The sequence below is a fragment of the uncultured Microbacterium sp. genome, assembly GCF_963524805.1.
GTDB lineage: Bacteria > Actinomycetota > Actinomycetes > Actinomycetales > Microbacteriaceae > Microbacterium.
The window spans coordinates 788,409-810,244 of the sequence record NZ_CAURGG010000001.1; the positions used below are offsets into that span (position 1 = coordinate 788,409).

Here is a 21,836-nt window from a genome sequence, read left to right on the forward strand (position 1 = left end):
TCCGGCGGGGCGCGAACGCTACTCGCGCAGGGTCGCGCCGTACCGCTCCGCCGCCGCGACGACGCCCGCGAGCTTGGCGTCGGTGGCCTCCGCCGCCGTCAGCGTGCGGTCGGGCGCGCGGAAGCGCAGTGCGAAGGTCAGGCTCTTCGCCCCCTCGGGCACGCCCGCGCCCCGGTAGTCGTCCACGAGGCGGACCGACTCCAGCAGGGCGCCTGCTCCGTCGACGAGCGCCGCACGCACGTCAGCGGCGGGCACATCAGCACCGACCACGAGCGAGAGGTCCTGCGTGGCGGCCGGATAGCCCGACAGCGACGCGGCGACGACCTTGGGCGCGGCCAAGGAGAGCACGAGGTCCAGGTCGAGCTCGGCGACGATCACGCGCCCGGGAAGATCGGCCGCCTCGGCGACGGCCGGCAGCAGCTCGCCCACGTAGCCGACTTCGGTCGAGCCGACCGAGAGCACCCCGGTGCGGCCCGGATGCAGCGCAGCGCGCTCACCCTGGGCGACCTCGACCGTCACGCCGGCCGCCGAGGCGATCGTGCGCACGGCGTCGAGGGCATCCGAGAGCCCGGCCGGAGAAGCCGAGGAACCAGGCTGCTTCGGCGCGATCGAGCCGGCGAGCAGCACCGCGACGAAGCGCCGCTGCGGAGGGATGGAGGCGTCCAGTGCGGCGAGCGTCGCGGCATCCGGGCGCACGGCCAAGGGCGGCACGACATCGGTGCCGTATGTCACACCCGGCCGCGGCAGGAAGACCGTGCCGGACTCGAACAGCGCGAGATCGGTGAAGCCCCGCGCCACATTGCGATGCGCCACCCGGATCAGGTTCGGAATCAGGCTGCGGCGCAGGAACGGAGACTGTCCGTCGAGCGGATTCGCGAGCTTGACGCTCGGCAGGTGCCCGCCCGACGCAGAGCCGTGCAGATCGTTCTGCTCGTCCGTGGTGAACGGGAACGACGGCGTCTCGACATAGCCCGCGGCGGCGAGCGCGTTCGCGACGCGGCGCCGGCCCTGCTGGGCAGGGGTCAGCCCGCGGCCGGACGGCGGGGTGGGCAGCACCGACGGGATGCGGTCGTACCCTTCGATGCGGGCGACCTCTTCGGCGAGCGTCCATTTGTCCGTCAGGTCGGGCCGCCAGGACGGCGGGAAGACCACGAAGTCGCCCTCGCGCTCATGCCCGGCGCCGCCGATCATCTTCAGCGCGCCGACGATCTCGTCGCGGGTGTAGTCCACGCCGATCAGGCCCTCGACGAAGCCGAACGGCAGCTCGATGCCCGGGAACTCATACCGCGTCAGCAGCGCACCGCCTTCGCGGTCGTCGGTGCCGCCCGCGTACGCGACCATCAGCTCGACCGCGCGCTGGGCGGCCACGAACGGGATGTTCGGGTCCACGCCGCGCTCGAACCGACGGGATGCCTCGGACGGGAGCTTGTGCCGGCGCGCGGTGCGGGCGATCGTGACCGGGTCGAACGTCGCGGCCTCGAGCAGGACGTTGCGCGTCGTGTCGGTCATCTCGGTCGTGCCGCCGCCCATGACGCCCGCCAGGCCGATCGGCCCGGACTCGTCGGTGATCAGCAGGTCTTCGACGTCGAGGTCGCGCAGCCTGCCGTCGAGGGTCTGCAGCTTCTCACCCGCGACGGCGCGCCGCACGGTGATGCCGCCGGTGAGCGTGTCGAGGTCGTAGCCGTGCAGCGGCTGACCGAGCTCGAGCATCACGTAGTTCGTGATGTCGATCAGGATGCCGAGCGAGCGGATTCCGGCCAGCGTGAGCCGTGCGACCATCCACGACGGCGTTGGCCGCGTCGGATCGACGTCCCGCACGATCCGGGTCACGAACTCGGACGCACCGATTCGTCCGCGGATCGGGGCGGCGTCCTCGACGACCGAGGTGAAGGCGTCCTTCGTGTGCTGGACCTCACCCCATTCCCGCACGCCCGGATCGCGGAAGTGCGCACCGGTGGCGTGCGAGTACTCGCGCGCCACTCCGCGGATCGACAGCGCATACCCGCGGTCGGGGGTGACGTTGATCTCGACGGCGACGTCGTTCAGGCCCAGCAGCGCGATCGCATCGGTGCCGACCGGCGCGTCGATGCCCAGCTCCACCAGCCGCAGGATGCCGCTGTGCTCTTCGCCGAGGCCGAGCTCCTTGGCCGAGGCGATCATGCCGTCCGAGACATGCCCGTAGGTCTTGCGGGCGGCGATCGGGAAGGGTCCGGGCAGCACGGAGCCGGGCAGGGTGACGGCGACCTTGTCGCCGACGAAGAAGTTGCGTGCGCCGCACACGATGCCGTGCACCGCCGGCCCGCCGTCGGCCGCGGTCTCGCCCTCCGGCGCGACCTGCACCTGGCACCACCGGATCGTCTTGCCGTTGGACTGGGGCTCCTCGACGAACTCCAGCACCTCGCCAACGACGATGGGGCCCTGCAGCTCGAAGCGGTGCACGTCCTCCTCTTCGAACCCGACCCGCACGAGCGCGGCCAGGACGTCCTCGGGAGCGGCATCCGCCGGCACATCGACGTACTCACGCAACCACGACAGCGGGACGCGCATCAGACCACCATCCCGAACTGCTCGCTGAAGCGCACATCGCCCTCGGCCATGTCGCGCATGTCCTGCACGTCGCTGCGGAACATCAGCGTCCGCTCGATCCCCATGCCGAACGCGAATCCGGAGTACTCCTCCGGGTCGATGCCCGCCGCGCGCAGGACGTTCGCGTTGATCATGCCGCAGCCGCCCCACTCGATCCAGCGGGCGCCGCCCGCGAAGGTGGGGTGCCACAGGTCCAGCTCTGCGGACGGCTCGGTGAAGGGGAAGTAATTCGCTCGGAATCGCGTCTTGGCCTCGGGCCCGAACAGCACGCGGGCGGCGTGGTCGAGCGTGCCCTTCAGGTGCGCCATCGTGATGTCCTTGTCCACGACGAGGCCTTCGAACTGCGTGAACACCGGCAGGTGCGTCGCATCGAATTCGTCGGTGCGGTAGACGCGACCGGGGCACAGCACGTAGACCGGGAGATCGCGCTCGAGCAGGGAGCGCACCTGCACCGGGCTCGTGTGGGTGCGCATCACGAGGTGGCGGTCCACCGGATCGACGAAGAACGTGTCCTGCATCTGGCGCGCGGGGTGATCGACGTCGAAGTTGAGCGCGTCGAAGTTGTACCACTCGTGCTCGAGCTCCGGCCCCTCGGCGATCTCCCACCCCATGCCCACGAAGATGTCGGCGACCTGCTCCTGCAGGAGCGAGATGGGATGCCGCGCCCCCACGCGTGCGCGGGAGGCGAGCGCCGTGACGTCGATGCGCTCGGCCTCGAGCCGCGCGGCGGTCTCGGCGAGCGCGACCTGCTCCTCGCGGGCGGCGAGCGCCTGGTTGACCCGGGCCCGGGCCTGACCGACGAGCTTGCCGAACTCGGCTTTGCGCTCCGGCGCGACATCCCGCAGCCGAGCGTTCAGCTTCGCCAGCGGCGATCCCTCTGCGGTGTGCGCGGCGCGCGCGGCCTTGAGGCCGGCGGTGTCGGCGGCGGCATCGATGGCGTCGAGCGCTGCCTGGACGGCGGCATCCACCGCCTCCGGCGTGATCGCAGACGGGGCGTTCTCGGGTGAGTCAGACACGAGAGACGAGTCTACCGACGGCGGATGCTGCCGCTTCCCGCTGCGGAACGGGTCAGCCCTCGTCGCGCTGCGCGACGATGAGCTCGGTGTCCGTCGCCGGCGCTTCGGTCGCACCGACGACCACCGTGGTCCGCGGCGAGCTGCGCAGGCGCTTCTCCACGATGCTCGCCACCCACGACAGCAGCAGGCACAGCGAGATGTAGATGGCACCGGCCACGATCGCGGCCTGGATCAGCGGGGAGTCCAGAGTCGCGGAAGAGCCGAGGTCCTTGGCGTACTTGAGCAGCTCCGGGTAGGTGATGATGAACCCGAGCGCGGTGTCCTTCAGCGTCACGACCAGCTGGGCGATGATCACCGGGAGCATGGCACGGATCGCCTGCGGAAGCAGAACCAGGCGCATGACGCCGCTCTTGCTCAAGCCGATCGCGTATCCGGCCTCACCCTGACCGCGCGGAAGCGACTCGACGCCGGCACGGATGACCTCTGCCAGGACGGACCCGTTGTAGACGATCAGAGCGATGACCACCGCGAAGTAGGCGCCCATCTTGATGCCGATCACGGGGAGCCCGTAGTACAGCAGGAGCATCAGCACCAGCACCGGAACCGCGCGGAAGACCTCGATGACCGCGGTCACGGGGATGCGCACCCACCGGTGGTCGGACAGGCGGCCGATCGCCAGGATGAATCCGAGCACGAGCGCGCCGACGGCGGCAGAGGCGAACGCCGCGAGGGTGCGCAGCGTGGCGAGGCCGAACTGCTCCCACACGCGCGTGTAGGTGAACGCGGACCACTTCGAAGCCGAGAACTGCCCCGTGACGGCGAACCGCCAGATGACGAAGCCGAGGATCGCGAGGACCACCAGCACGGTCACGGCGCCGAGGACGCGGTTGCGCGCGATCGCGCGGGGACCGGGGACGTCGTAGAGCACGGAAGTCATCGCGCGACCCTCCACTTCTTCTCCAGGGCACGTTGCAGGGCGGCCAGCAGCAGGACCAGCACCACGAAGACCACCATCACCCACAGCAGGACGACGAGCTGGTTCTCACCGTTCTCGCTCATCTCGGCGCGGATGTTGCCGAGGTTGACCACCGAGAAGCCGGCGGCGACCGTCGTGTTCTTGAGCAGGGCGATGAAGACGCTCATCATGGGCGGGATCACCGAGCGGGCGGCCTGGGGCAGCACGACGGTTCCCATCACCTGACCGAACGTCAGTCCGAGCGCTCGAGCGGCCTCAGCCTGCCCTACGGGAACCGTGTTGATGCCCGAGCGGATCGTCTCGGCGACGTAGGTGGCGGTGTAGATGCCCAGGGCCCACACCGCGAGCACCAGGAAGTTCACCCGGAAATCGACCAGCAGCGGGATGCCGAAGGCGAAGAAGAAGAAGATCAGCGTGAGCGGGGTGTTGCGGATCGTGTTGACGTACACGGTGCCCACGGTGCGTGCGATGGGGATGGGTGAGACGCGCATGGCGCCGATGATCAGCCCGAGCACGATCGCGATCACGCCGCCGCCGACGAACAGCACGAGCGTGCCCACGAGCGCCTCCACCCACAGATCCGGGTAATCGGTGATCACGTTCACGCGCGGGTGCTCCTTGTTCGTCGTCGGGGAGGGACTGCGGGGTGGCGGCATCCGCGAGGGGATGCCGCCACCCTCGGATCAGTCGACGGTCGGCTGCTCGACCTCGATGCCCGAGGCGCCGAGGTTCTTCTCGAAGATGGCCGTCCAGATGTCGCCGCCATCGGTGAACATCTCGTTCACGAAGTCGACGAACGCGGTGTCGCCCTTCTGGATGCCGACGCCGTAGCGCTCTTCGCTGAAGGTGTCTCCGACGACCTTGAGGTTGTCGGGGTCCTGAGCGGCATAGCCGATGAGGATCGCCTGGTCGGTGGTGATCGCGTCCACCTGGCCGGACTTGAGCTGCTCGACGCACTGCGAGTACGTGTCGAATTCGACGGTGGCCGCTTCGGGGTGCTCGTCCTTGATGCGCTGGATCGAGGTCGACCCGGTCGCGGAGCACACGGTGGTGCCCTCGAGCGTGTCGACGCCGGTGATGTCCTCGTTGTCGGCAGCGACCAGCAGACCCTGACCGGTGATGAAGTACGGGCCGGCGAAGTCGATCTGCTCCTTGCGCTTGTCGGTGATGGAGTAGGTGCCGACGTAGTAGTCGATGTCGCCGTTCACCAGCGCCTGCTCGCGGTTGGCCGACGGGATCGCGGTGAACTCGATGTCCTCCTCGTCGTAGCCGAGCGACGCGGCGATCCACCGGGCGATGTCGACGTCGAAGCCGGTGCGCTCACCGGTGGCCTGATCGAGGTAGCCCAGTCCGGGCTGATCCTCTTTCACGCCGACGCGGACTTTGCCGTTCTCCGTGATCGTGTCGAACGTCGGGCTTCCTTCGAGCGAGACGTCCGTAGCCACTTCGAACCAGGCGCCGTCCTCCTCGGTGGTCGCTTCGGTGGGATCGGCGGCGCCCGGCGTGCCGCTGTTGCATCCGGTCAGGGCCAGCAGGGCGGCCGCGGCGAGGCCGATGCCGGCCAGGATTCGTGGTTTGCGCATTGCATCCTCCTTGTGTTTCGTATTCGTTCGTACGTTTCGTATCCGACGTTCGGGTCGTGCGGTACTGCGTTATTGCTGTGCTGGTTCGTGGTGCTCAGTGCGTGATGAGCTTGGAGAGGAAGTCCTTCGCCCGGTCGGTCTTCGGGTGCTCGAAGAAGTCCTCGGGCTTCTGGTCTTCGAGGATCTGGCCGTCGGACATGAAGACCACCCGGTCGGCGGCCTTGCGGGCGAAGCCCATCTCGTGGGTCACGACGATCATCGTCATCCCGTCCTGGGCCAGACCGACCATCACGTCGAGGACCTCGTTGATCATCTCGGGGTCGAGCGCCGACGTGGGCTCGTCGAAGAGCATCACCTTCGGGTTCATCGCCAGGGCCCGGGCGATCGCCACGCGCTGCTGCTGCCCGCCGCTGAGCTGCGCGGGCAGCTTGGACGCCTGGTGCCCGACTCCGACGCGGTCGAGCAGCACCTTCGCTTCGCGCTCGGCATCCGCCTTCTTCATCTTGCGGACCTTGAGGGGGCCGAGCGTGACGTTCTCGAGGATCGTCAGGTGGGCGAAGAGGTTGAAGGACTGGAAGACCATGCCGACATCGGCGCGCAGGGCGGCCAGGCCCTTCCCCTCCTTCGGAAGCTCCTTGCCGTCGATCGCGATCGTGCCGGACGTGATCGTCTCGAGGCGGTTGATCGTGCGGCACAGGGTCGACTTGCCCGAGCCGGACGGCCCGATGACCACGACGACCTCCCCGCGGTGGACCGTCAGATCGATGTCCTTCAGCGCCTGGAAGTCGCCGTAGTGCTTCTGCACGTCGGTGATCACCACGAGCGGCTGGCCGCGGCGCACATCGATGTTGGACGTCTTCGGCGCCGGCGAGGAGGGGGTGCTCATGACGTCACCCTATGCGGGCGCTATGCCCGAGACGAGGTGTTGACGCCGAGCTTTACCGGACTGTAACCGGCCGGGTTCCCCTACGACGCGGAGCCGGAGCGCTGCGCGAACGCCGTTTCGTACAGGCACACGCTGGCGGCCGTCGCGAGATTCAACGACTCGGCGCTCCCGTAGATCGGCAGGCGCAGCGACAGGTCCGCCAACGCGAGCGCTTCGTCCTCGAGGCCGCGTGCCTCATTGCCGAAGAGCCATGCGGTGGGCTCCGCCAGCAGCGCCCGTGCGGCGAGGAAGTCGTCTCCCCCGACATCGGCGGCGACCACCCGGACGCCCGCGGCGTGGGCTCGCTCGACAGCCGTGGCCAACTCGACTCCGACCGCGATCGGAAGGTGGAAGAGCGATCCGGTCGTCGCGCGGACCACCTTCGGGTTGTACGGATCGACCGTGCGCCCGGTGAGGATCACCGCGTCGGCGCCGGCGGCATCGGCGGCGCGGATGATGGTGCCGAGATTTCCGGGATCGCGCACCTCCTCGCAGATCGCTACGAGGCGGGGGGATGCCGCGAACACATCCCGCACCGATGTCGGCGTCTGCCGCGCGACCGCGACGATCCCCTGCGGGGTCACGGTGTCGGCCATCGCATCGAGCACGCCCTCGGTCGTGAAGACCACCTCGATGCCGGCATCCCTCGCCGCGTCGCGCAGGTCCGGGTGCCGTTCGAGCGCGGAGGGGGTGGCGAACACCTCCAGAACCGTGTCGGGACGGTACGCGAGAGCCTCGCGAGCCGCTTGCGGTCCCTCGAGCAGGAACAGTCCGGTCTCCTGTCGGGCGCTGCGCTTGGTCAGCTTCGCGACAGCGCGAACGCGGGGCGAGCGCGGGTTCTCGAGCACGCCTTCAGCATACGGCTCGACTCCGGTGCGCACGCGAAAGGGCGCCCTCCGTGCGGAGGGCGCCCTTCGGTGGTGCGAGGTGACTACGCGTTCTTGGGCGCGTTCACGTTCTCGGGCAGCGCGGCCTTGGCCGTCGCGACGAGCGAGGCGAACGTCGCCGGCTCGTTGACCGCGAGCTCGGCGAGCATGCGACGGTCGACCTGGACGCCGGCAAGACCCAGGCCCTGGATCAGACGGTTGTACGTGAGGCCGTTCTGGCGGCTCGCAGCGTTGATGCGCTGGATCCACAGGCGACGGAAATCGCCCTTGCGCTTGCGACGGTCGCGGTACGCGTAGACGAGCGAGTGGGTGACCTGCTCCTTCGCCTTGCGGTACAGGCGCGAACGCTGACCCCGGTAACCGGAGGCGCGCTCGAGGATGACGCGACGCTTCTTGTGGGCGTTTACTGCCCGCTTGACTCTAGCCATTTCTCAGTTTTCCTAACGTGATTCGACGCGCGCTCAGCGGCCGAGAAGCTTCTTGGCCTGCTTGACGTCGGCCGGGGACAGCACCTGGTCCTGGTTCAGGCGACGCGTGCGCTTGCTGGCCTTGCCCTCGAGGTTGTGGCGCATGCCGGCCTGCTGCTTCATCAGCTTTCCGCTGCCGGTGATTTTGAACCGCTTCTTGGCACCCGAGTGGGTCTTCTGCTTCGGCATCTCTTGTTCCTTCGTCTGTCGCCCGGGACGGGCTTCGTGGTGTTTCCCGCGTGGCGGGAGTCTGGGGGGCTACTCGGCGGGAGCCGGAGCCGAATCCTCGGTGACCGGACCGCCGTGAGCGGCGGAACGCGCCGCCTCCTTGTTCGCAGCACGCTGGGCGTTCTGCTCGGTCTTCACCTCGGACTTGTTCTTGTGGGGCGCCACGACCATGACCATGTTGCGTCCGTCGATCGTGGGGTTGGACTCCACGGTTCCGAACTCGGCCACATCCTCCGCGAACTTGCGGAGCAGGCGCACACCCTGCTCGGGACGCGACTGCTCGCGGCCGCGGAACAGGATCATGGCCTTGACCTTGTCGCCCGCCTTGAGGAAGCCCTCGGCGCGCTTGAGCTTGGTCGTGTAGTCGTGAGCCTCGATCTTGAGACGGAAACGGACCTCTTTGAGGATCGTGTTCGCCTGGTTGCGCCGGGCCTCCTTGGCCTTCTGCGCTGCTTCGTACTTGAACTTCCCGTAGTCCATGATCTTGACGACGGGCGGCTTCGAGTTGGGAGCCACCTCGACAAGGTCGAGATCGGCATCCTGCGCCAGACGCAGGGCAACCTCGATGCGTACGACGCCGACCTGCTCTCCGTTCGGGCCCACGAGGCGGACCTCGGGCACGCGGATGCGGTCATTGGTGCGGGGATCGCTGATGCGGAACTCCTCTTCGTGCGGGTTACGGCCACCGCGAGGCGAGTGCATCGCGGGCGGAAGAGAGACTCGATTCCACCCGCACGACGCGTGAGCGTCGGCTTCCGCACCCGGAACCATCCGCACGACCGTGGTCTGCTGCGGCGGCACGACCTCGCCCGGGATCGGACGAGGCGGAGTGCATGACCCGGTAGCCTGGAGCGGCAAGCGCGGGTGGGATGTGAATCCTCTTTCGTTCCGGAGCACAACGCTCCGGAGCCCGCGCAAGTCTAGCAGAGAGTGACACGTGGACACGATTCCGAACCCCGACGATGATCTGGCCGCCGGTCGCCTCGTGCAGGATGCCGAGCGTCAGGCTCGCTGGGAGGCTCAGGAGCGCGCGGCCACGGCGGCCACGCGCGACATCGCGGACGTGCCCGCCGTCGAGGTCATCACGACCGCCTCGGTGCACCTGATGAGCGCGGCGGCGGTCAAGGTCGGCCTCGCCGACAACCCGTCCGCGCAGACCGACCTCGACGAGGCGCGCAAGCTCATCAACGCGCTGGCCGGACTGATCACCGCCGGCGCTCCCGAGATCAGCGACATGCACGCCCGGTCGCTCCGCGACGGACTGCGCTCGCTCCAGCTGGCCTTCCGAGAGGCATCCGTCATCCCCGACCCCATCGGCAAGGGGCCCGGCGAGAAGTGGACCGGACCGGTCAACTAGTCCCGGATTCCGACGGCCGCGGCGCCGCGAGCGACGGCGTCGATCGTCCGGCGCACCGCCTCGGCGTCCGTGCCCCGGTTGCTGACCGCGAAGCGCACCACGGCCCGCCCGCGCCAGGTCGACGACGAGGCCCAGACCGTGCCCTCCGCCCGAAGCCACTCCCCGAGGGCGATCGTGTCGGCATCCCTCGCCGAGGCGAGACACACCTGCGTGAAGACCACGTCGTTGAGCACCTCCACACCCGGGATGCCGCGGAATCCTTCGGCCAGAGCCACTGCGGAATCGACGAGCCCATCGACGAGCGCGACGACACCGCGGTGGCCGAGCGAGCGCAGCGCGGCCCACACCGGCACGCCGCGGGCGCGACGCGAGAGCTCCGGCACGTGGTCGTAGGGGTCCGCGATGGTGGCGACCGCGGGCAGGTACTCGGCGTGCGCCCCGAGCGAGGCCGACATCGCCGCTTCGTCCCGCACGATCACGACTCCGCAGTCGTAGGGCACGTTGAGGGTCTTGTGGGCGTCGGTCGCCCACGAGTCGGCGCGTTCGGCGCCCTGGAACAGGTGTCGAAGGCGAGGGGATGCCGCGGCCCACAGCCCGAACGCGCCGTCGACGTGCACCCACGCTCCGTGCAGGTGCGCGACGTCGATGGCGGCGCCGAAGTCGTCGAACGCGCCGGAGTGCACGTCGCCCGCCTGCAGCGCGACGATCGCCGGCCCCTGGTGCCCGTCGAGCGCGGCGGCCAGAGCGTCGACGTCGATGCGACCCTGCTCGTCCGCACCGACCGTGCGCGGCGAACCGAGTCCGGAGATCCGCCCGCCGAGCACGACGGAGGTGTGCACGGCTCCCCCGGCGAGGAACAGGATCGGCGGCCCGCCCTGGATCCCGTCTGCCGCGTCGTGCCCGTGGTCGCGCAGCACGGTGTCGCGGGCGACGAGCAGCGCCGAGAGGTTGGCGCTGGTCGCACCCGTCACGAACCCGACGCCGCTGTCGCCGGGAAGGCCGAACAGCTTCAGCAGCCAGTGCGCGGCGACCTCCTCCACGGCGGCGGTCGCCGGGGTGGGCTGGCGCGAACCGGTGTTCTGGTCCCACGCGGAGACGAGCCAGTCCGCGGCGAGCGCCGCGGGATACGCGCCGCCGATCACGAAGCCGTAGAAGCGGGAGGAGCCCATCGCCATCAGCCCGGGCCCGGCGGCCTCGGCGAGCTCGTCGATGACGCCCGCGGGGTCCAAGCCCTCGTCGGGGAGGTTCGGCACCAGCCGGGCGAGGATCGCCTCCGCGTCCAGCTCGGGTCGGATCGGACGCTCCTGGACCGAGTCGAGCCACTCCTGCGCGTGCCGGTGCGCGGCATCCAGCGCCCGTCCGTACTCGCCCGGATCCGCCGTATGCGCCGCTCCGCCGATCATCGGTCACCTCCGCCCTGCCGATCATGCGCCGCTCGCGGCGGCGCCGCAAGAGCGTCCTCCCCCCGCGAGACGGTTCCTGCGTCGCCGAAAAGGTGCCTCGCTCGCCGAGAAGGTGCACCTTCTCGGTGCGGCGCACACCCCCTCGGCGGCGCATGCACCACCTCGGGTGAGGGTCAGGCGCGGACGAGCTTGACCGTGAGCGAATCGACCAGCACCGCGATCCGGTGATCGGCCGCCCATCGCGTCGCGAGACGCCCCAGCACCGCATCCAGCTCGGACTGCTCGAGGCCGTGCATCAGCTCCAGGCGCACGATCAGCTCGGGACCCCGCAGGCGTCCGGTCGGGTCGCCGGGCTCGACCGCGAGGTCGATCACCGCCAGCTCGCCGCCGATGCTCTCCTGCAGGCCGGCGAACACCTCGGGCGAGGCGAAGCTGGGCTCCCACGGCACGCCCTGCGCGATTGCCCAGACGGCAGGGCGACGCAGGACGAACTCGGTCTGCGAGCCCGGGTCGATCACGATCAGGTCGGTGTCGTCGGCGGAGGCGGCGACGGCGGTGCGCACGCCGTCGGCCGGCACGGGACGCGCGGCGGCATCCCAGCGGCTCATCGCGCCGACCGAGGTGAACACCGGCAGCACGGTACGTCCGTCCGGGGCGGCGACCGTGACGATGGACAGCTCCTGCGTCTTGTCGACGACCAGCCCGTGCGCCCCCACGCCGTGATCGCCCTTCGCGGCGACGAGCGGGATCAGCAGGCGGGCGGCGCGGTACGCCTCGACGACCGCCACCTCGTCACCCGACCTGTCGCGGAACGCGTCGAGCGCGGACAGCAGGGCGGGGTCGGCCGACCCGTCGTCATCGGTGTGCCGGTTCGATTCGAAGCGGCGGCCCTCCCACGGCACCCCGGCCGAGTCGGCGCTGTGCTCGTGCGGATCAGTGTCCGGCGACATCCAGCGCCTCGGCCAGGGTGAACGCCCGGGCGTACAGGGCCTTGCCGACGATCGCGCCCTCGACACCGATCGGTACGAGGTCGCGCAGGGCGGAGATGTCGTCCAGGCTCGATACGCCGCCCGAGGCGATCACGGGCTTGGTCGTGCGTGAGGTGATCTGGCGCAGGAGGTCGAGGTTCGGACCCTTCAGCGTGCCGTCCTTCGTGACGTCGGTCACGACGTAGCGGGAGCATCCGGCCGCTTCCAGTCGGTCCAGCACCGTCCAGAGGTCGCCGCCCTCCTGGGTCCAGCCGCGCGCCGCGAGCGTCGTGCCCCGCACGTCGAGCCCGACGGCGATCACGTCGCCGTAGCGCCCGATGACGTCCGCAGCCCACTCCGGGTTCTCCAGTGCCGCCGTGCCGAGGTTGATGCGCGCCGCGCCGCTTTCCAGCGCCGCCTCCAGGCTGCGATCGTCCCGGATGCCGCCGGACACCTCCACCTGCACGCCCTTGACCTGCCTGATCACCTTGCGGATGATCGCGGCGTTGCTGCCGCGGCCGAAGGCGGCGTCGAGGTCGACGAGGTGGATCCAGTCGGCACCCTGCTTGGTCCACTCCATCGCGGCATCCACGGGATCGCCGTAGTTGGTCTCGGTGCCGGCCTCGCCCTGCGTGAGGCGGACGGCCTTGCCGTCGGCGACGTCGACGGCGGGCAGCAGGATCAACTCAGGCGTTGAGGCGAAATCGTTCATGGCTCCTCGTGCGGGACGATGCGGAGGCGAGGCGCTCCGGCAGACGGCACGAGTTCAGAGGGTAGCCCCGCCGAGGCCGTCGATCCAATTGGCGAGAAGCCGGATGCCGGCATCCCCCGATTTCTCCGGGTGGAACTGCGTCGCCGACAGTGGTCCGTTCTCCACTGCTGCCAGGAACGGCCGGCCGTACGAGCACCACGTCAGCGCGGGCGGCGGGAACGGCGGCTGGACGTCCAGGAGCCACTGCTGGGCGGCGAAGGAGTGCACGAAGTAGAAGCGCTCGTCCTCGATGCCGCGGAAGAGTCGCGACCCCTCGCCGGCCTCGACGGTGTTCCAGCCCATGTGGGGAAGGACGGGCGCGTCCAGCTCGGTCACGACTCCGGGCCACTCCCCCATGCCCTCGGTGTCCACACCGCGCTCGACTCCCCGGTCGAACAGCACCTGCATGCCGACGCAGATGCCGAGCACGGGCCGTCCGCCGGCCAGGCGCCGGTCGATGATCTCGTCGCCGCGGCTGGCGCGGAGGGCCTCCATGACCGCACGGAACGCACCGACGCCGGGGACGACGAGGCCCCGGGCGTCGTCGATCAGACCCCGATCGGCGGTGAGCCGGGCGTCGGCGCCCGCGGCAGCCAGCGCCTTGACCGCGGAGTGGACGTTGCCCGAGCCGTAGTCCAGGACCGCGACGAGGGGCCGTTCGCTCACAGCGCCCCCTTCGTGCTGGGGACGCCCTCCACGAGGGGGTCGAACGCCTTCGCCTGGCGGAAGGCACGGGCGAACGCCTTGTACTCGGCTTCGGCGATGTGGTGCGGATCACGACCGGCCAGGACAGTGACGTGCACGGTGAGCCCGGCGTGGAACGCGATCGCCTCGAACGTGTGCCGCACGAGCGAACCGGTGAAGTGCCCGCCGATCAGGTGCAGCTCGAAGCCGGCGGGCTCGCCGGTGTGCACCAGGTAGGGGCGGCCGCTGATGTCGACGACAGCCTGCGCCAGCGCCTCGTCGAGCGGCACGAGCGCGTCGCCGTAGCGCGAGATGCCGGTCTTGTCGCCGAGCGCCTCGCGGATCGCCTGCCCGAGGACGATCGCGACGTCTTCGACCGTGTGGTGCGCGTCGATGTCGGTGTCGCCGGACGCGCGGACGGTCAGGTCGGTCAGCGAGTGCTTCGCGAAGGCGGTCAGCAGGTGGTCGAAGAACGGCACGGTCGTATCGATGTGGCTGCGGCCGGATCCGTCGAGGTCGAGTTCGAGCTCGACGGTCGATTCGCTCGTGGAGCGGCGCAGCGCAGCCGTACGAGTGGGTCCGGGGCGGCTCATGACGCCGAGTCTAGCGAGGCGAGGGCATCGAGGAACGCGGTCGTCTCGGCCTCGGTGCCGGCCGTCACGCGCAGATGCTGGGGGATGCCGACATCCCGGATCAGGACGCCCTTGTCGTACAGCGCCTGCCACGTCGCCGCCGATTCGTGCACCCCCCCGAACAGCACGAAGTTGGTCCAGGACTCGTACGGGTGGTACCCGATGGCCTCGAGGGTGGCGGAGATCCGGTCGCGCTGGCCGACGATCTCGTCGACCATCGCGAGCATGGTCGGGGCGTGACGCAGTGCGGCGGAGGCCGCAGCCTGGGTGAGGGAGCTCAGGTGGTACGGCAGGCGCACCAGGCGCAGCGCGTCGATGAGCGCCGCATCCGCCGCAAGGTAGCCCACGCGCGCCCCGGCGAAGGCGAACGCCTTGCTCATCGTGCGCGAGACCACGAGGCGCGCGCGCCCGGGCAGCAGCGTCAGCGCCGACCCGGAATCCCGCGGGGCGAACTCCTGGTACGCCTCGTCGACGACGACGATCCCGCCGGTCGCGTCGTAGACGGCTTCGATGACGTCGAGGGTCATCGGCGTGCCGGTGGGGTTGTTCGGCGCGCAGAGGAAGACGACGTCGGGCGCGGCCTCGGCGACCTGCCGGGCGGCATCCTGAGCGTCGACGGAGAAGTCGGCGCCGCGCGTGCCGGCGATCCAGCCGGCTCCGGTCGCGCGTGTGAGCAGCGGGTACATCGAGTACGTGGGCGCGAAGCCGAATGCCGTGCGTCCCGGACCGGCGAACGCCTGCAGCACGTGCTGCAGCACCTCATTGGACCCGTTGGCGGCCCAGATCTGGTCGGCGGTGAGACCGTACCCGAGGTAATCGGCGAAGCCCTCCCGCAGCTGGGTGAACTCCCGGTCCGGGTACCTGTTCACGTCGCGCAGCGCCAGGGCGACGGCATCCAGGATGTCGTCGGCGATCTCCTGCGGAACCGGATGGGTGTTCTCGTTCACGTTGAGCGCGACCGGCAGGGCGGCCTGCGGTGCGCCGTACGGCGTCATGCCGCGCAGGTGGTCACGTATCGGGAGGTCGTCGAGGCGGGTGCTCACCCCTCCCATGGTACGGCGAGCAGATGTGCGCTCAGGGCGCGGGTGCGTACTCGCCCGGGATCGACAGCTGCTGCCCGGCGGAGACCGTCACGCCATCCAGCGCGTTGAGGCGGACGATCGCATCGACGACGTCGCGCGGGTCGGCGCCGGGAGCAACGCGCTCGGCGATCGACCACAGCGACTCCCCCGCCGACACGGTGAGCGTGGCGAAGGATCCGCTCGAAGCGCCGAGGTCGCGGGACGCGAGGGCGCTTCCGCCGCTGATCACGGCGAGGCTGAGTGCGACGACGGCCGGGAGGGCGGCGATCGACGCGAGCAGGCGGCGGCCGCGCACGGTGAGCCGCAGACGCGTCGCTCGCGGTGCGGAGATGCTGATCGCTGTCATGTCGTCCTCCTGAAAAGGGAAGAGATTCGCATCCGCAGCTCGGCCGGGAGCCGGGGATGCGAATCTGTCTTCCGAATGTATCTTCGACGTTCTAAGATGTCAAATGCCGCTGATCCGCCCCGTCCTTCGAACGCGACACGCGGAGGCGATGCGGAGAAGCGGGACCGGAACCGGATACGGTTTCGATGAGAACACCCCATCACGGGCCTCCGACATTCGAAGACCGATGCCCCGATCGGGCGAGACAGGAGCGGGAATCATGAGCGATGCGAACGGACGCGAGAAGCCGCAGACGCGCCGGCGCAAGAGCCTGAGCGACAAGCAGCTCGCGATCCTCGAGGTCATCCAGCGCTCGATCGCCCGGCACGGCTACCCGCCGAGCATGCGCGAGATCGGCGACGCGGTCGACCTCAAGTCGCTTTCGAGCGTGACGCACCAGCTGAACCAGCTGGAGCTGAGCGGATACCTGCGGCGGGATGCCGGCAAGACGCGCGCCATGGAGGTGCTGATCGATCTGCCCGGCATGTCGACCGAGAACCCGGCCGACACCGCGCCGAGCGTCGGCGACGCGGCGATGGTGCCGCTCGTGGGCCGGATCGCCGCCGGTGTGCCGATCACGGCCGAGCAGCAGGTCGAGGAGATCTTCCCGCTGCCCCGTCAGCTCGTCGGCAAAGGCGACCTGTTCATGCTCAAGGTGTCGGGCGACTCCATGATCGACGCCGCGATCTGCGACGGCGACTGGGTGGTCGTGCGCCAGCAGCAGACCGCCGAGAACGGCGACATCGTCGCGGCGATGCTGAACGAAGAGGCGACGGTGAAGACGTTCCGCCAGCGGGATGGCCACACGTGGCTGCTGCCCCGCAACTCGGCGTTCGAGCCGATCCTCGGCGATGACGCCGTGGTGCTCGGCAAGATCGTCGCCGTGCTGCGCGCCGTCTGACGCACCCGCTCGCACGGGCCGGCACTCGGGCGAGAATCACCCGATACGGGTGGGATGCCGACAGGTCATCTGCGCCATGATGAGGGCATCCGCTCCAAGGAGGCCTCATGTCCGCCATCGCCGACGACGACCTGCACGCTGAACTGGCGGCGCTGCGCGCCGAGAACGAGAAGCTCCGGGCCGGCGGAACCGCCGATCCGTCGACCGCGCCACCGCGTCGCTCGAGCGGCCGCTGGCGAGCCGTCGTCTCCGCGATCTTCATCGTCGTCGCCGCGATCCTCGTGCCCGTCTCGATCGTGAGCGCGTGGGCGCGGGTCGAACTGATCGACGAGGACGCCTTCGTCAGCACCCTCGCACCCCTCGCCGGCAACACCGCGGTCCAGGGCATGATCATCGACGAGACGATGAGCGGGATCAACGCGCAGGTCGACTTCGATCAGATCACCGCGAACGTCTTCGACGGCATCGCCGGCCTCGGTCTTCCGCCGCGCGCCGCACAGGCACTGGGCCTGCTGCAGGCACCCGCCGCCGACGGGCTCGAAAGCCTGGTGTCGCAGACGGTCACCCGGGTCGTGCAGTCCGAGGCCTTCGTCGAGGTGTGGGCCACGGCGACGCGAGCGGCGCACCGGGCGCTGACCACTGCCGCCACCGCTGACGGCGGCGGACTCGTGGTCAAGACGGACGAGGGCGTCGGCATCCAGCTCGGCGCTGTCGTCGAACGCGTCAAGCAGAACCTCGTCGATCGCGGCGTCGGAGTCGCACAGCTCATCCCCACCATCGACAAGGTGGTCATCATCGGCAAGGGCGACAACCTCGCCGCCATCCGCACGGGGTACGCCGTCGTCTCGGCGATGGGCCTGTGGCTGCCGGTCATCACCCTGGCGCTGTTCGGGCTCGGCATCCTCATCGCACGCCGCCGCAGCACGGCGATCCTCGGCACGGGTGTCGGTCTGGCGGTCGGCGCCGGGACACTCGCGGCGGGCCTGTCGATCGGCCTGGCCGCGATCGGGATCGTCGCCGGGGACCTCGACCTCTCCCCCGCGGCGCTCGAGGCGATCTATCAGCAGATCGTCGGCGCCACGCGTCAGACCGCGCTCGTGGTCATGCTGCTGGGCATCCTCGTCGCCGTCATCGGCTGGCTGATCGGCGGATCGCGGCCCGCACGCTCGGTGCGAGCCGCCACCGAGGGCGTGAACGATTCCGCGCGGGCGCAGCTCGCTGAGCGCGGGCTGGACACCGGTGCCTTCGGGGCCTGGCTCGGCCGCAACCGCGTGCTGGTGCGCACCGGCATCGCCGTGCTGGCCGTGCTGTGGCTGTTCGCCATGCGGCCGCTGTCGCTCGGCGACATCGTCCTCGTGCTGATCACCGCGCTGCTGGTGGGCTGGATCCTGGAGCTTCTCCAGCGCCGTGACGACGCACCCGTTCCGGTCATACCGGCAGACGACGCCGACACGGTGGTCCTCATGGACGACGCCGGCCCCGAGGCGGGCCCGGACGCGACGGAGACGGCCGTGCTGGTCGACCCCGCCGGTCTGGATGTCCAACCTGCGACCGTGGCCCCACGCCCGGCATCCACCGTCAAGAAGACGCCGAAACGGTGATGCCGCTCCTCTCCCGGATGCGGCGGGCGGCTTTGAAGAGACTCTGCAGCGCCGCAACGGTCTCGGGGTAGCCGCGACCGGCGCAATACGGTGGAGGACATGACGCAGACACGCCCGTACGGGTCCTGGCCCTCACCGCTCACGGCGGCGCAGGTGACGGCTGCGACGCCGCGCATCGACGGCGCCCGGTTCGTTGCGGACGACATCTGGTGGGGTGAGAGCGTCCCCGACCAGGGTGGGCGCAGCACCGTGCGGCGCAAGGATGCCGACGGCGCGGTGATCGACGTGCTTCCGGAGCCGTGGAGCGCCCGTTCGCGCGTGCACGAGTACGGCGGAGGAGCGTGGACCACGACGGACCGCGGTGTCCTGCTCTTCGTCGAGAAGACCGATCAGCGCGTATGGGCGATGGAGGCGGGCGCGGAACCGGTCGCGCTGACGCCCGCCGATCGCGGAATGCGGTTCGGCGGCCTCACCTGGCAGGGCGGCGGACTGCTGGCGGTCAGCGAGACGCACGACGGGACTGCGGTGCCGTCCCGCGCCATCGTGCACATCGCCCTCGACGGCTCGGGGGTCACCGAGATGGTCGCCGGCAGCGACTTCCTCGCCCACCCCGCGCTCTCACCCAGCGGCCGGCACCTCGCGTGGATCGCGTGGGATCATCCCGACATGCCCTGGGACCGGGCTCAGCTGCGCGTGGGGCGCGTCGAGGCGGGCCGGGTGAGCGAATGGTCGACGGTCGCCGGCGAGACCAGCGCTCCGCTGCAGCCGGTGTGGGCGGACGATGACACTCTGCTGTTCGCGGATGATCCGACGGGGCGCTGGAACGTGTGGCGCGAGCACCTGTCCGCAGATCTCGCCCGCCACCCTGTCGCCCCCGCGGATGCGGACACCGGCGGCCCGCTGTGGGTCCTCGGCACTCGCTGGTTCGGCGCACTCGCGGACGGTCGCATCGTGGCGGTGCGCACGAACGGCGATGACGAACTCGTCCTGATCGGGACGGACGGTACGGTGACGCCGCTGCCCGCGCCGCTCACGTCGGAGGTGTCGATCGAGGACGTCCGCGGCACGCGCGTGCTGGTGTCGGGTGCGTCGGCCGACGCGCCGAGTGCGCTCTGGGCCATCGATGTGGACCGGCCGGCCGAGGCCGAGCTCGTCCATGGCGGCGCGCCGGACTGGGGTGGCGAATGGATGCCGCGCCCTCGTGCAGTGACGTTCGACGGCCCGACCGGCCCGGTGCACGCCTTCGACTATCCGCCCGCGAACCCGCACGTCCGTGCCGCCGAGGACGAGCGTCCGCCGTATGTCGTGCTCGTGCACGGCGGGCCGACCTCGCATCGCGGTGGCGCCGCATCCGGACGCGTCGCGTATTTCACCAGCCGCGGCGTCGGCGTGCTGGATGTCAACTACGGAGGCTCGAGCGGGTACGGCCGCGCCTACCGCGAGCGCCTGCGGGGGCAGTGGGGCATCGTGGACGTGCAAGATGTCGCCGCTGCCGCCGCCGGGCTGGCCGCCACGGGCGCCGCCGACCCCGCCCGGCTCACGATCGCCGGCGGCTCGGCCGGCGGATGGACCGTCCTGGCCGCGCTCGTGGCGACCGACGCCTTCGCGGCCGGCATCTCACGGTACGGCGTGGGCGACGCGCGCGCGCTCGCGACGGACACCCACGACTTCGAGGCGCGCTACCTCGACGGGCTGATCGGTCCCCTCCCCGAGGCCGAGGGGCTCTATCTGGATCGGTCGCCCCTCACGCACGCCGAGCGATTCCGCGTGCCGATCCTGCTGCTGCAGGGCTCGGAAGACCGTGTGGTTCCGCCGGCCCAGTCCGAGGCCATCCGCGACGCACTCGCCGCGCGCGGCATCCCGCATGCGTATGTCGTGTACGACGGCGAGGGGCACGGATTCCGGCGGGCCGAGAACGTCATCCACGCCCTCGAGAGCGAACTGGCCTTCCTCGGCGCGGTCTACGGGTTCGACACGCCGGGGGTGGCACCGCTCGCACTCGAGTGAGGCGCGGCGATGTCGCGGTCAGACCGCGAAGGGCGCGAGCTCCGCGGCGAGCCGTTCGGACACATGAGCGTGCAGGGCGGTGCCGCCCTCCTCGTGCGTCTGCGAGACGATGAGTCCGGACTCGTGCGCGGCGGAGACGAGGTCGCCACGGTCGTACGGGACGAGCGCGTGGACTTCGACCGCCGGCAGCGGCAGCGCGCCCTCGATCGCCTCGCGCAGCTGTGCGATGCCCTCGCCGCTGCGCGAGGAGGCGAACAGCGCCCGCGGCTCCAGGCCGCGCAGGACCATGCGGGTGTCGTCGTCGACGAGGTCGGCCTTGTTGAACACCACGATCTCCGTGATGTCCCGGGCACCGACATCGCCGATCACATCCCGCACGGTCTGCAGCTGCGCGGCGGGGTCCGGATGCGCCGCATCCACGACGTGCACGATGACGTCGGCGTCGCCGACCTCCTCCAGCGTGGACCGGAACGCCTCGACCAGCTGGTGCGGAAGGTTGCGGACGAAGCCGACGGTGTCGGTGAGCGTGTAGACGCGACCATCGGATGCCTCGGCACGGCGCACCGTCGCATCCAGGGTGGCGAACAGAGCGTTCTCCACGAGAACGCCGGCGCTGGTGAGCCGGTTCAGCAGGCTCGACTTGCCCGCGTTCGTGTAGCCCGCGATCGCGACGGACGGGATCGTGTTGCGCTTGCGCTCGGCGCGCTTGGCGTCGCGAGCCGGCGCGAAGTCGCGGATCTGGCGGCGAAGCAGCGCCATCTTGGTGCGGATACGACGTCGATCGAGCTCGATCTTCGTCTCACCGGGACCACGCGATCCCATGCCCGCGCCGCCCGCGCCGACCTGACCACCGGCCTGCCGGCTCATCGAGTCGCCCCAGCCGCGCAGGCGCGGCAGCAGGTACTCGAGCTGGGCGAGCTCGACCTGAGCCTTGCCCTCGCGGCTCTTCGCGTGCTGGCTGAAGATGTCGAGGATCACCGTGGTGCGGTCGATGACCTTGACCTTCACCACGTCTTCGAGCGCACGCCGCTGGCTGGGGGCGAGCTCCGTGTCGGCGATCACGGTGTCGGCGCCGAGCGCGACGACGAGGTCGCGCAGCTCCTGCGCCTTGCCGCGGCCGAGGTAGGTCGCCGGGTCGGGATGCGGTCGGCGCTGCATGACACCGTCGAGCACGACGGCGCCGGCGGTCTCGGCGAGCGCGGCCAGCTCCCGCAGCGAGTTCTCCGCGTCCTCCTGCTCACCCTGCGGGTGCACACCGACGAGAATGACGTTCTCGAGCCGCAGCTGCCGATACTCGACCTCCGTGACGTCTTCGAGCTCGGTCGACAGGCCCGGGACGCGACGCAGTGCCGCGCGCTCCTCGCGATCCCACTGTTCGCCGTCCGTGTCGGACCGGG

22 protein-coding genes are annotated in these 21,836 nt (G+C 70.2%); 4 read left to right on the forward strand and 18 right to left on the reverse strand.

What is annotated here, in order from left to right; all coding sequences use genetic code 11:
* Positions 1–18 precede the first annotated feature (18 nt).
* The 10 genes from pheT to infC all read right to left on the reverse strand — a co-directional run bounded on the left by pheT (position 19) and on the right by infC (position 9,370).
* Positions 19–2,547 carry a phenylalanine--tRNA ligase subunit beta gene (pheT, locus tag RWQ91_RS03865; RefSeq protein WP_314502702.1) on the reverse strand — a complete coding sequence of 843 codons (2,529 nt, stop codon included), beginning with the start codon at positions 2,545–2,547 and terminating at the stop codon, positions 19–21.
* Positions 2,547–3,602, reverse strand: a complete 1,056-nt coding sequence (gene pheS / locus RWQ91_RS03870; protein WP_314502704.1) for a phenylalanine--tRNA ligase subunit alpha — start codon at positions 3,600–3,602, stop codon at positions 2,547–2,549. Before pheS ends, pheT begins: the two co-directional genes overlap by 1 nt.
* Positions 3,603–3,654: 52 nt before the next feature.
* Positions 3,655–4,539, reverse strand: a complete 885-nt coding sequence (locus tag RWQ91_RS03875) for an ABC transporter permease subunit (RefSeq protein WP_314502705.1) — start codon at positions 4,537–4,539, stop codon at positions 3,655–3,657.
* Positions 4,536–5,183 (reverse strand): amino acid ABC transporter permease, encoded by a 648-nt coding sequence (locus RWQ91_RS03880; protein ID WP_314502706.1) that lies wholly within the window; start codon positions 5,181–5,183, stop codon positions 4,536–4,538. The genes RWQ91_RS03875 and RWQ91_RS03880 overlap by 4 nt, the downstream gene beginning before the upstream one ends.
* A 78-nt stretch (positions 5,184–5,261) precedes the next feature.
* Positions 5,262–6,161, reverse strand: coding sequence for a glutamate ABC transporter substrate-binding protein (locus RWQ91_RS03885; protein ID WP_314502708.1), 900 nt, complete (start codon positions 6,159–6,161; stop codon positions 5,262–5,264).
* A gap of 94 nt (positions 6,162–6,255) precedes the next feature.
* Positions 6,256–7,047, reverse strand: coding sequence for an amino acid ABC transporter ATP-binding protein (locus tag RWQ91_RS03890; RefSeq protein ID WP_314502710.1), 792 nt, complete (start codon positions 7,045–7,047; stop codon positions 6,256–6,258).
* Positions 7,048–7,127: 80 nt separating this feature from the next.
* Complete coding sequence (locus RWQ91_RS03895; protein ID WP_314502711.1) at positions 7,128–7,934, reverse strand: RNA methyltransferase; 807 nt, start codon at positions 7,932–7,934, stop codon at positions 7,128–7,130.
* Between the two features lie 83 nt (positions 7,935–8,017).
* Entirely contained in the window at positions 8,018–8,401 is a 384-nt protein-coding gene (gene rplT, locus RWQ91_RS03900) for a 50S ribosomal protein L20 (protein WP_314502713.1), read from the reverse strand.
* A gap of 33 nt (positions 8,402–8,434) precedes the next feature.
* Positions 8,435–8,629, reverse strand: coding sequence for a 50S ribosomal protein L35 (rpmI, locus tag RWQ91_RS03905; protein WP_314502715.1), 195 nt, complete (start codon positions 8,627–8,629; stop codon positions 8,435–8,437).
* Between the two features lie 69 nt (positions 8,630–8,698).
* A complete protein-coding gene (infC, locus tag RWQ91_RS03910) occupies positions 8,699–9,370 on the reverse strand; it encodes a translation initiation factor IF-3 (protein WP_314502718.1) in 672 nt (223 codons plus the stop codon).
* Between the two features lie 235 nt (positions 9,371–9,605).
* On the opposite strand from infC, the gene RWQ91_RS03915 reads away from it, so the two are divergent.
* On the forward strand, positions 9,606–10,025 hold the full coding sequence (locus tag RWQ91_RS03915; RefSeq protein ID WP_399545810.1) for a DUF1844 domain-containing protein: 420 nt from the start codon (positions 9,606–9,608) through the stop codon (positions 10,023–10,025).
* Here RWQ91_RS03915 and RWQ91_RS03920 read toward each other — a convergent pair.
* The 7 genes from RWQ91_RS03920 to RWQ91_RS03950 form a co-directional block, all read right to left on the reverse strand.
* Complete coding sequence (locus RWQ91_RS03920) at positions 10,022–11,428, reverse strand: aminotransferase class V-fold PLP-dependent enzyme (RefSeq protein ID WP_314502719.1); 1,407 nt, start codon at positions 11,426–11,428, stop codon at positions 10,022–10,024. The genes RWQ91_RS03915 and RWQ91_RS03920 overlap by 4 nt on opposite strands.
* Positions 11,429–11,601: 173 nt before the next feature.
* Positions 11,602–12,378 (reverse strand): SseB family protein, encoded by a 777-nt coding sequence (locus RWQ91_RS03925; RefSeq protein WP_314502721.1) that lies wholly within the window; start codon positions 12,376–12,378, stop codon positions 11,602–11,604.
* Positions 12,362–13,108 (reverse strand): bifunctional 1-(5-phosphoribosyl)-5-((5-phosphoribosylamino)methylideneamino)imidazole-4-carboxamide isomerase/phosphoribosylanthranilate isomerase PriA, encoded by a 747-nt coding sequence (gene priA, locus RWQ91_RS03930; RefSeq protein ID WP_314502723.1) that lies wholly within the window; start codon positions 13,106–13,108, stop codon positions 12,362–12,364. The genes RWQ91_RS03925 and priA overlap by 17 nt, the downstream gene beginning before the upstream one ends.
* Before the next feature lie 54 nt (positions 13,109–13,162).
* Positions 13,163–13,813 carry an imidazole glycerol phosphate synthase subunit HisH gene (hisH, locus tag RWQ91_RS03935; protein ID WP_314502724.1) on the reverse strand — a complete coding sequence of 217 codons (651 nt, stop codon included), beginning with the start codon at positions 13,811–13,813 and terminating at the stop codon, positions 13,163–13,165.
* Positions 13,810–14,424, reverse strand: a complete 615-nt coding sequence (hisB, locus tag RWQ91_RS03940; RefSeq protein WP_314502726.1) for an imidazoleglycerol-phosphate dehydratase HisB — start codon at positions 14,422–14,424, stop codon at positions 13,810–13,812. Before hisB ends, hisH begins: the two co-directional genes overlap by 4 nt.
* Positions 14,421–15,515, reverse strand: coding sequence for a histidinol-phosphate transaminase (locus RWQ91_RS03945; RefSeq protein WP_314502727.1), 1,095 nt, complete (start codon positions 15,513–15,515; stop codon positions 14,421–14,423). The genes hisB and RWQ91_RS03945 overlap by 4 nt, the downstream gene beginning before the upstream one ends.
* 22 nt (positions 15,516–15,537) lie before the next feature.
* Positions 15,538–15,891, reverse strand: a complete 354-nt coding sequence (locus RWQ91_RS03950) for a LysM peptidoglycan-binding domain-containing protein (protein ID WP_314502729.1) — start codon at positions 15,889–15,891, stop codon at positions 15,538–15,540.
* Positions 15,892–16,150: 259 nt separating this feature from the next.
* Here RWQ91_RS03950 and lexA point away from each other — a divergent pair, with 259 nt between their 5' ends.
* From lexA to RWQ91_RS03965, 3 genes are all read left to right on the forward strand, one after another.
* Positions 16,151–16,831, forward strand: a complete 681-nt coding sequence (gene lexA, locus RWQ91_RS03955) for a transcriptional repressor LexA (protein ID WP_314502731.1) — start codon at positions 16,151–16,153, stop codon at positions 16,829–16,831.
* Between the two features lie 107 nt (positions 16,832–16,938).
* A complete protein-coding gene (locus RWQ91_RS03960) occupies positions 16,939–18,432 on the forward strand; it encodes a hypothetical protein (protein WP_314502733.1) in 1,494 nt (497 codons plus the stop codon).
* 99 nt (positions 18,433–18,531) lie between these two features.
* Positions 18,532–20,439: a prolyl oligopeptidase family serine peptidase gene (locus RWQ91_RS03965; RefSeq protein WP_314502734.1), complete on the forward strand. Its 1,908-nt coding sequence runs from the start codon at positions 18,532–18,534 to the stop codon at positions 20,437–20,439.
* A gap of 18 nt (positions 20,440–20,457) precedes the next feature.
* Here RWQ91_RS03965 and hflX read toward each other — a convergent pair whose 3' ends face one another.
* A complete protein-coding gene (gene hflX / locus RWQ91_RS03970) occupies positions 20,458–21,786 on the reverse strand; it encodes a GTPase HflX (protein ID WP_399545856.1) in 1,329 nt (442 codons plus the stop codon).
* Between the last annotated feature and the right edge of the window lie 50 nt (positions 21,787–21,836).

What these genes read in the sequence shown, in the direction of transcription:
- hisB (WP_314502726.1), bottom strand. Translation starts at nt 14,424, where the DNA reads ATGAGCCGCCCCGGACCCACTCGTACGGCTGCGCTGCGCCGCTCCACG.
- RWQ91_RS03950 (WP_314502729.1), bottom strand. Translation starts at nt 15,891, where the DNA reads ATGACAGCGATCAGCATCTCCGCACCGCGAGCGACGCGTCTGCGGCTC.
- RWQ91_RS03885 (WP_314502708.1), bottom strand. Translation starts at nt 6,161, where the DNA reads ATGCGCAAACCACGAATCCTGGCCGGCATCGGCCTCGCCGCGGCCGCC.
- RWQ91_RS03890 (WP_314502710.1), bottom strand. Translation starts at nt 7,047, where the DNA reads ATGAGCACCCCCTCCTCGCCGGCGCCGAAGACGTCCAACATCGATGTG.
- RWQ91_RS03925 (WP_314502721.1), bottom strand. Translation starts at nt 12,378, where the DNA reads ATGTCGCCGGACACTGATCCGCACGAGCACAGCGCCGACTCGGCCGGG.
- priA (WP_314502723.1), bottom strand. Translation starts at nt 13,108, where the DNA reads ATGAACGATTTCGCCTCAACGCCTGAGTTGATCCTGCTGCCCGCCGTC.
- pheT (WP_314502702.1), bottom strand. Translation starts at nt 2,547, where the DNA reads ATGCGCGTCCCGCTGTCGTGGTTGCGTGAGTACGTCGATGTGCCGGCG.
- rpmI (WP_314502715.1), bottom strand. Translation starts at nt 8,629, where the DNA reads ATGCCGAAGCAGAAGACCCACTCGGGTGCCAAGAAGCGGTTCAAAATC.
- lexA (WP_314502731.1), top strand. Translation starts at nt 16,151, where the DNA reads ATGAGCGATGCGAACGGACGCGAGAAGCCGCAGACGCGCCGGCGCAAG.
- RWQ91_RS03960 (WP_314502733.1), top strand. Translation starts at nt 16,939, where the DNA reads ATGTCCGCCATCGCCGACGACGACCTGCACGCTGAACTGGCGGCGCTG.
- infC (WP_314502718.1), bottom strand. Translation starts at nt 9,370, where the DNA reads ATGCACTCGCCTCGCGGTGGCCGTAACCCGCACGAAGAGGAGTTCCGC.
- RWQ91_RS03920 (WP_314502719.1), bottom strand. Translation starts at nt 11,428, where the DNA reads ATGATCGGCGGAGCGGCGCATACGGCGGATCCGGGCGAGTACGGACGG.
- RWQ91_RS03875 (WP_314502705.1), bottom strand. Translation starts at nt 4,539, where the DNA reads ATGACTTCCGTGCTCTACGACGTCCCCGGTCCCCGCGCGATCGCGCGC.
- RWQ91_RS03965 (WP_314502734.1), top strand. Translation starts at nt 18,532, where the DNA reads ATGACGCAGACACGCCCGTACGGGTCCTGGCCCTCACCGCTCACGGCG.
- rplT (WP_314502713.1), bottom strand. Translation starts at nt 8,401, where the DNA reads ATGGCTAGAGTCAAGCGGGCAGTAAACGCCCACAAGAAGCGTCGCGTC.
- RWQ91_RS03945 (WP_314502727.1), bottom strand. Translation starts at nt 15,515, where the DNA reads ATGGGAGGGGTGAGCACCCGCCTCGACGACCTCCCGATACGTGACCAC.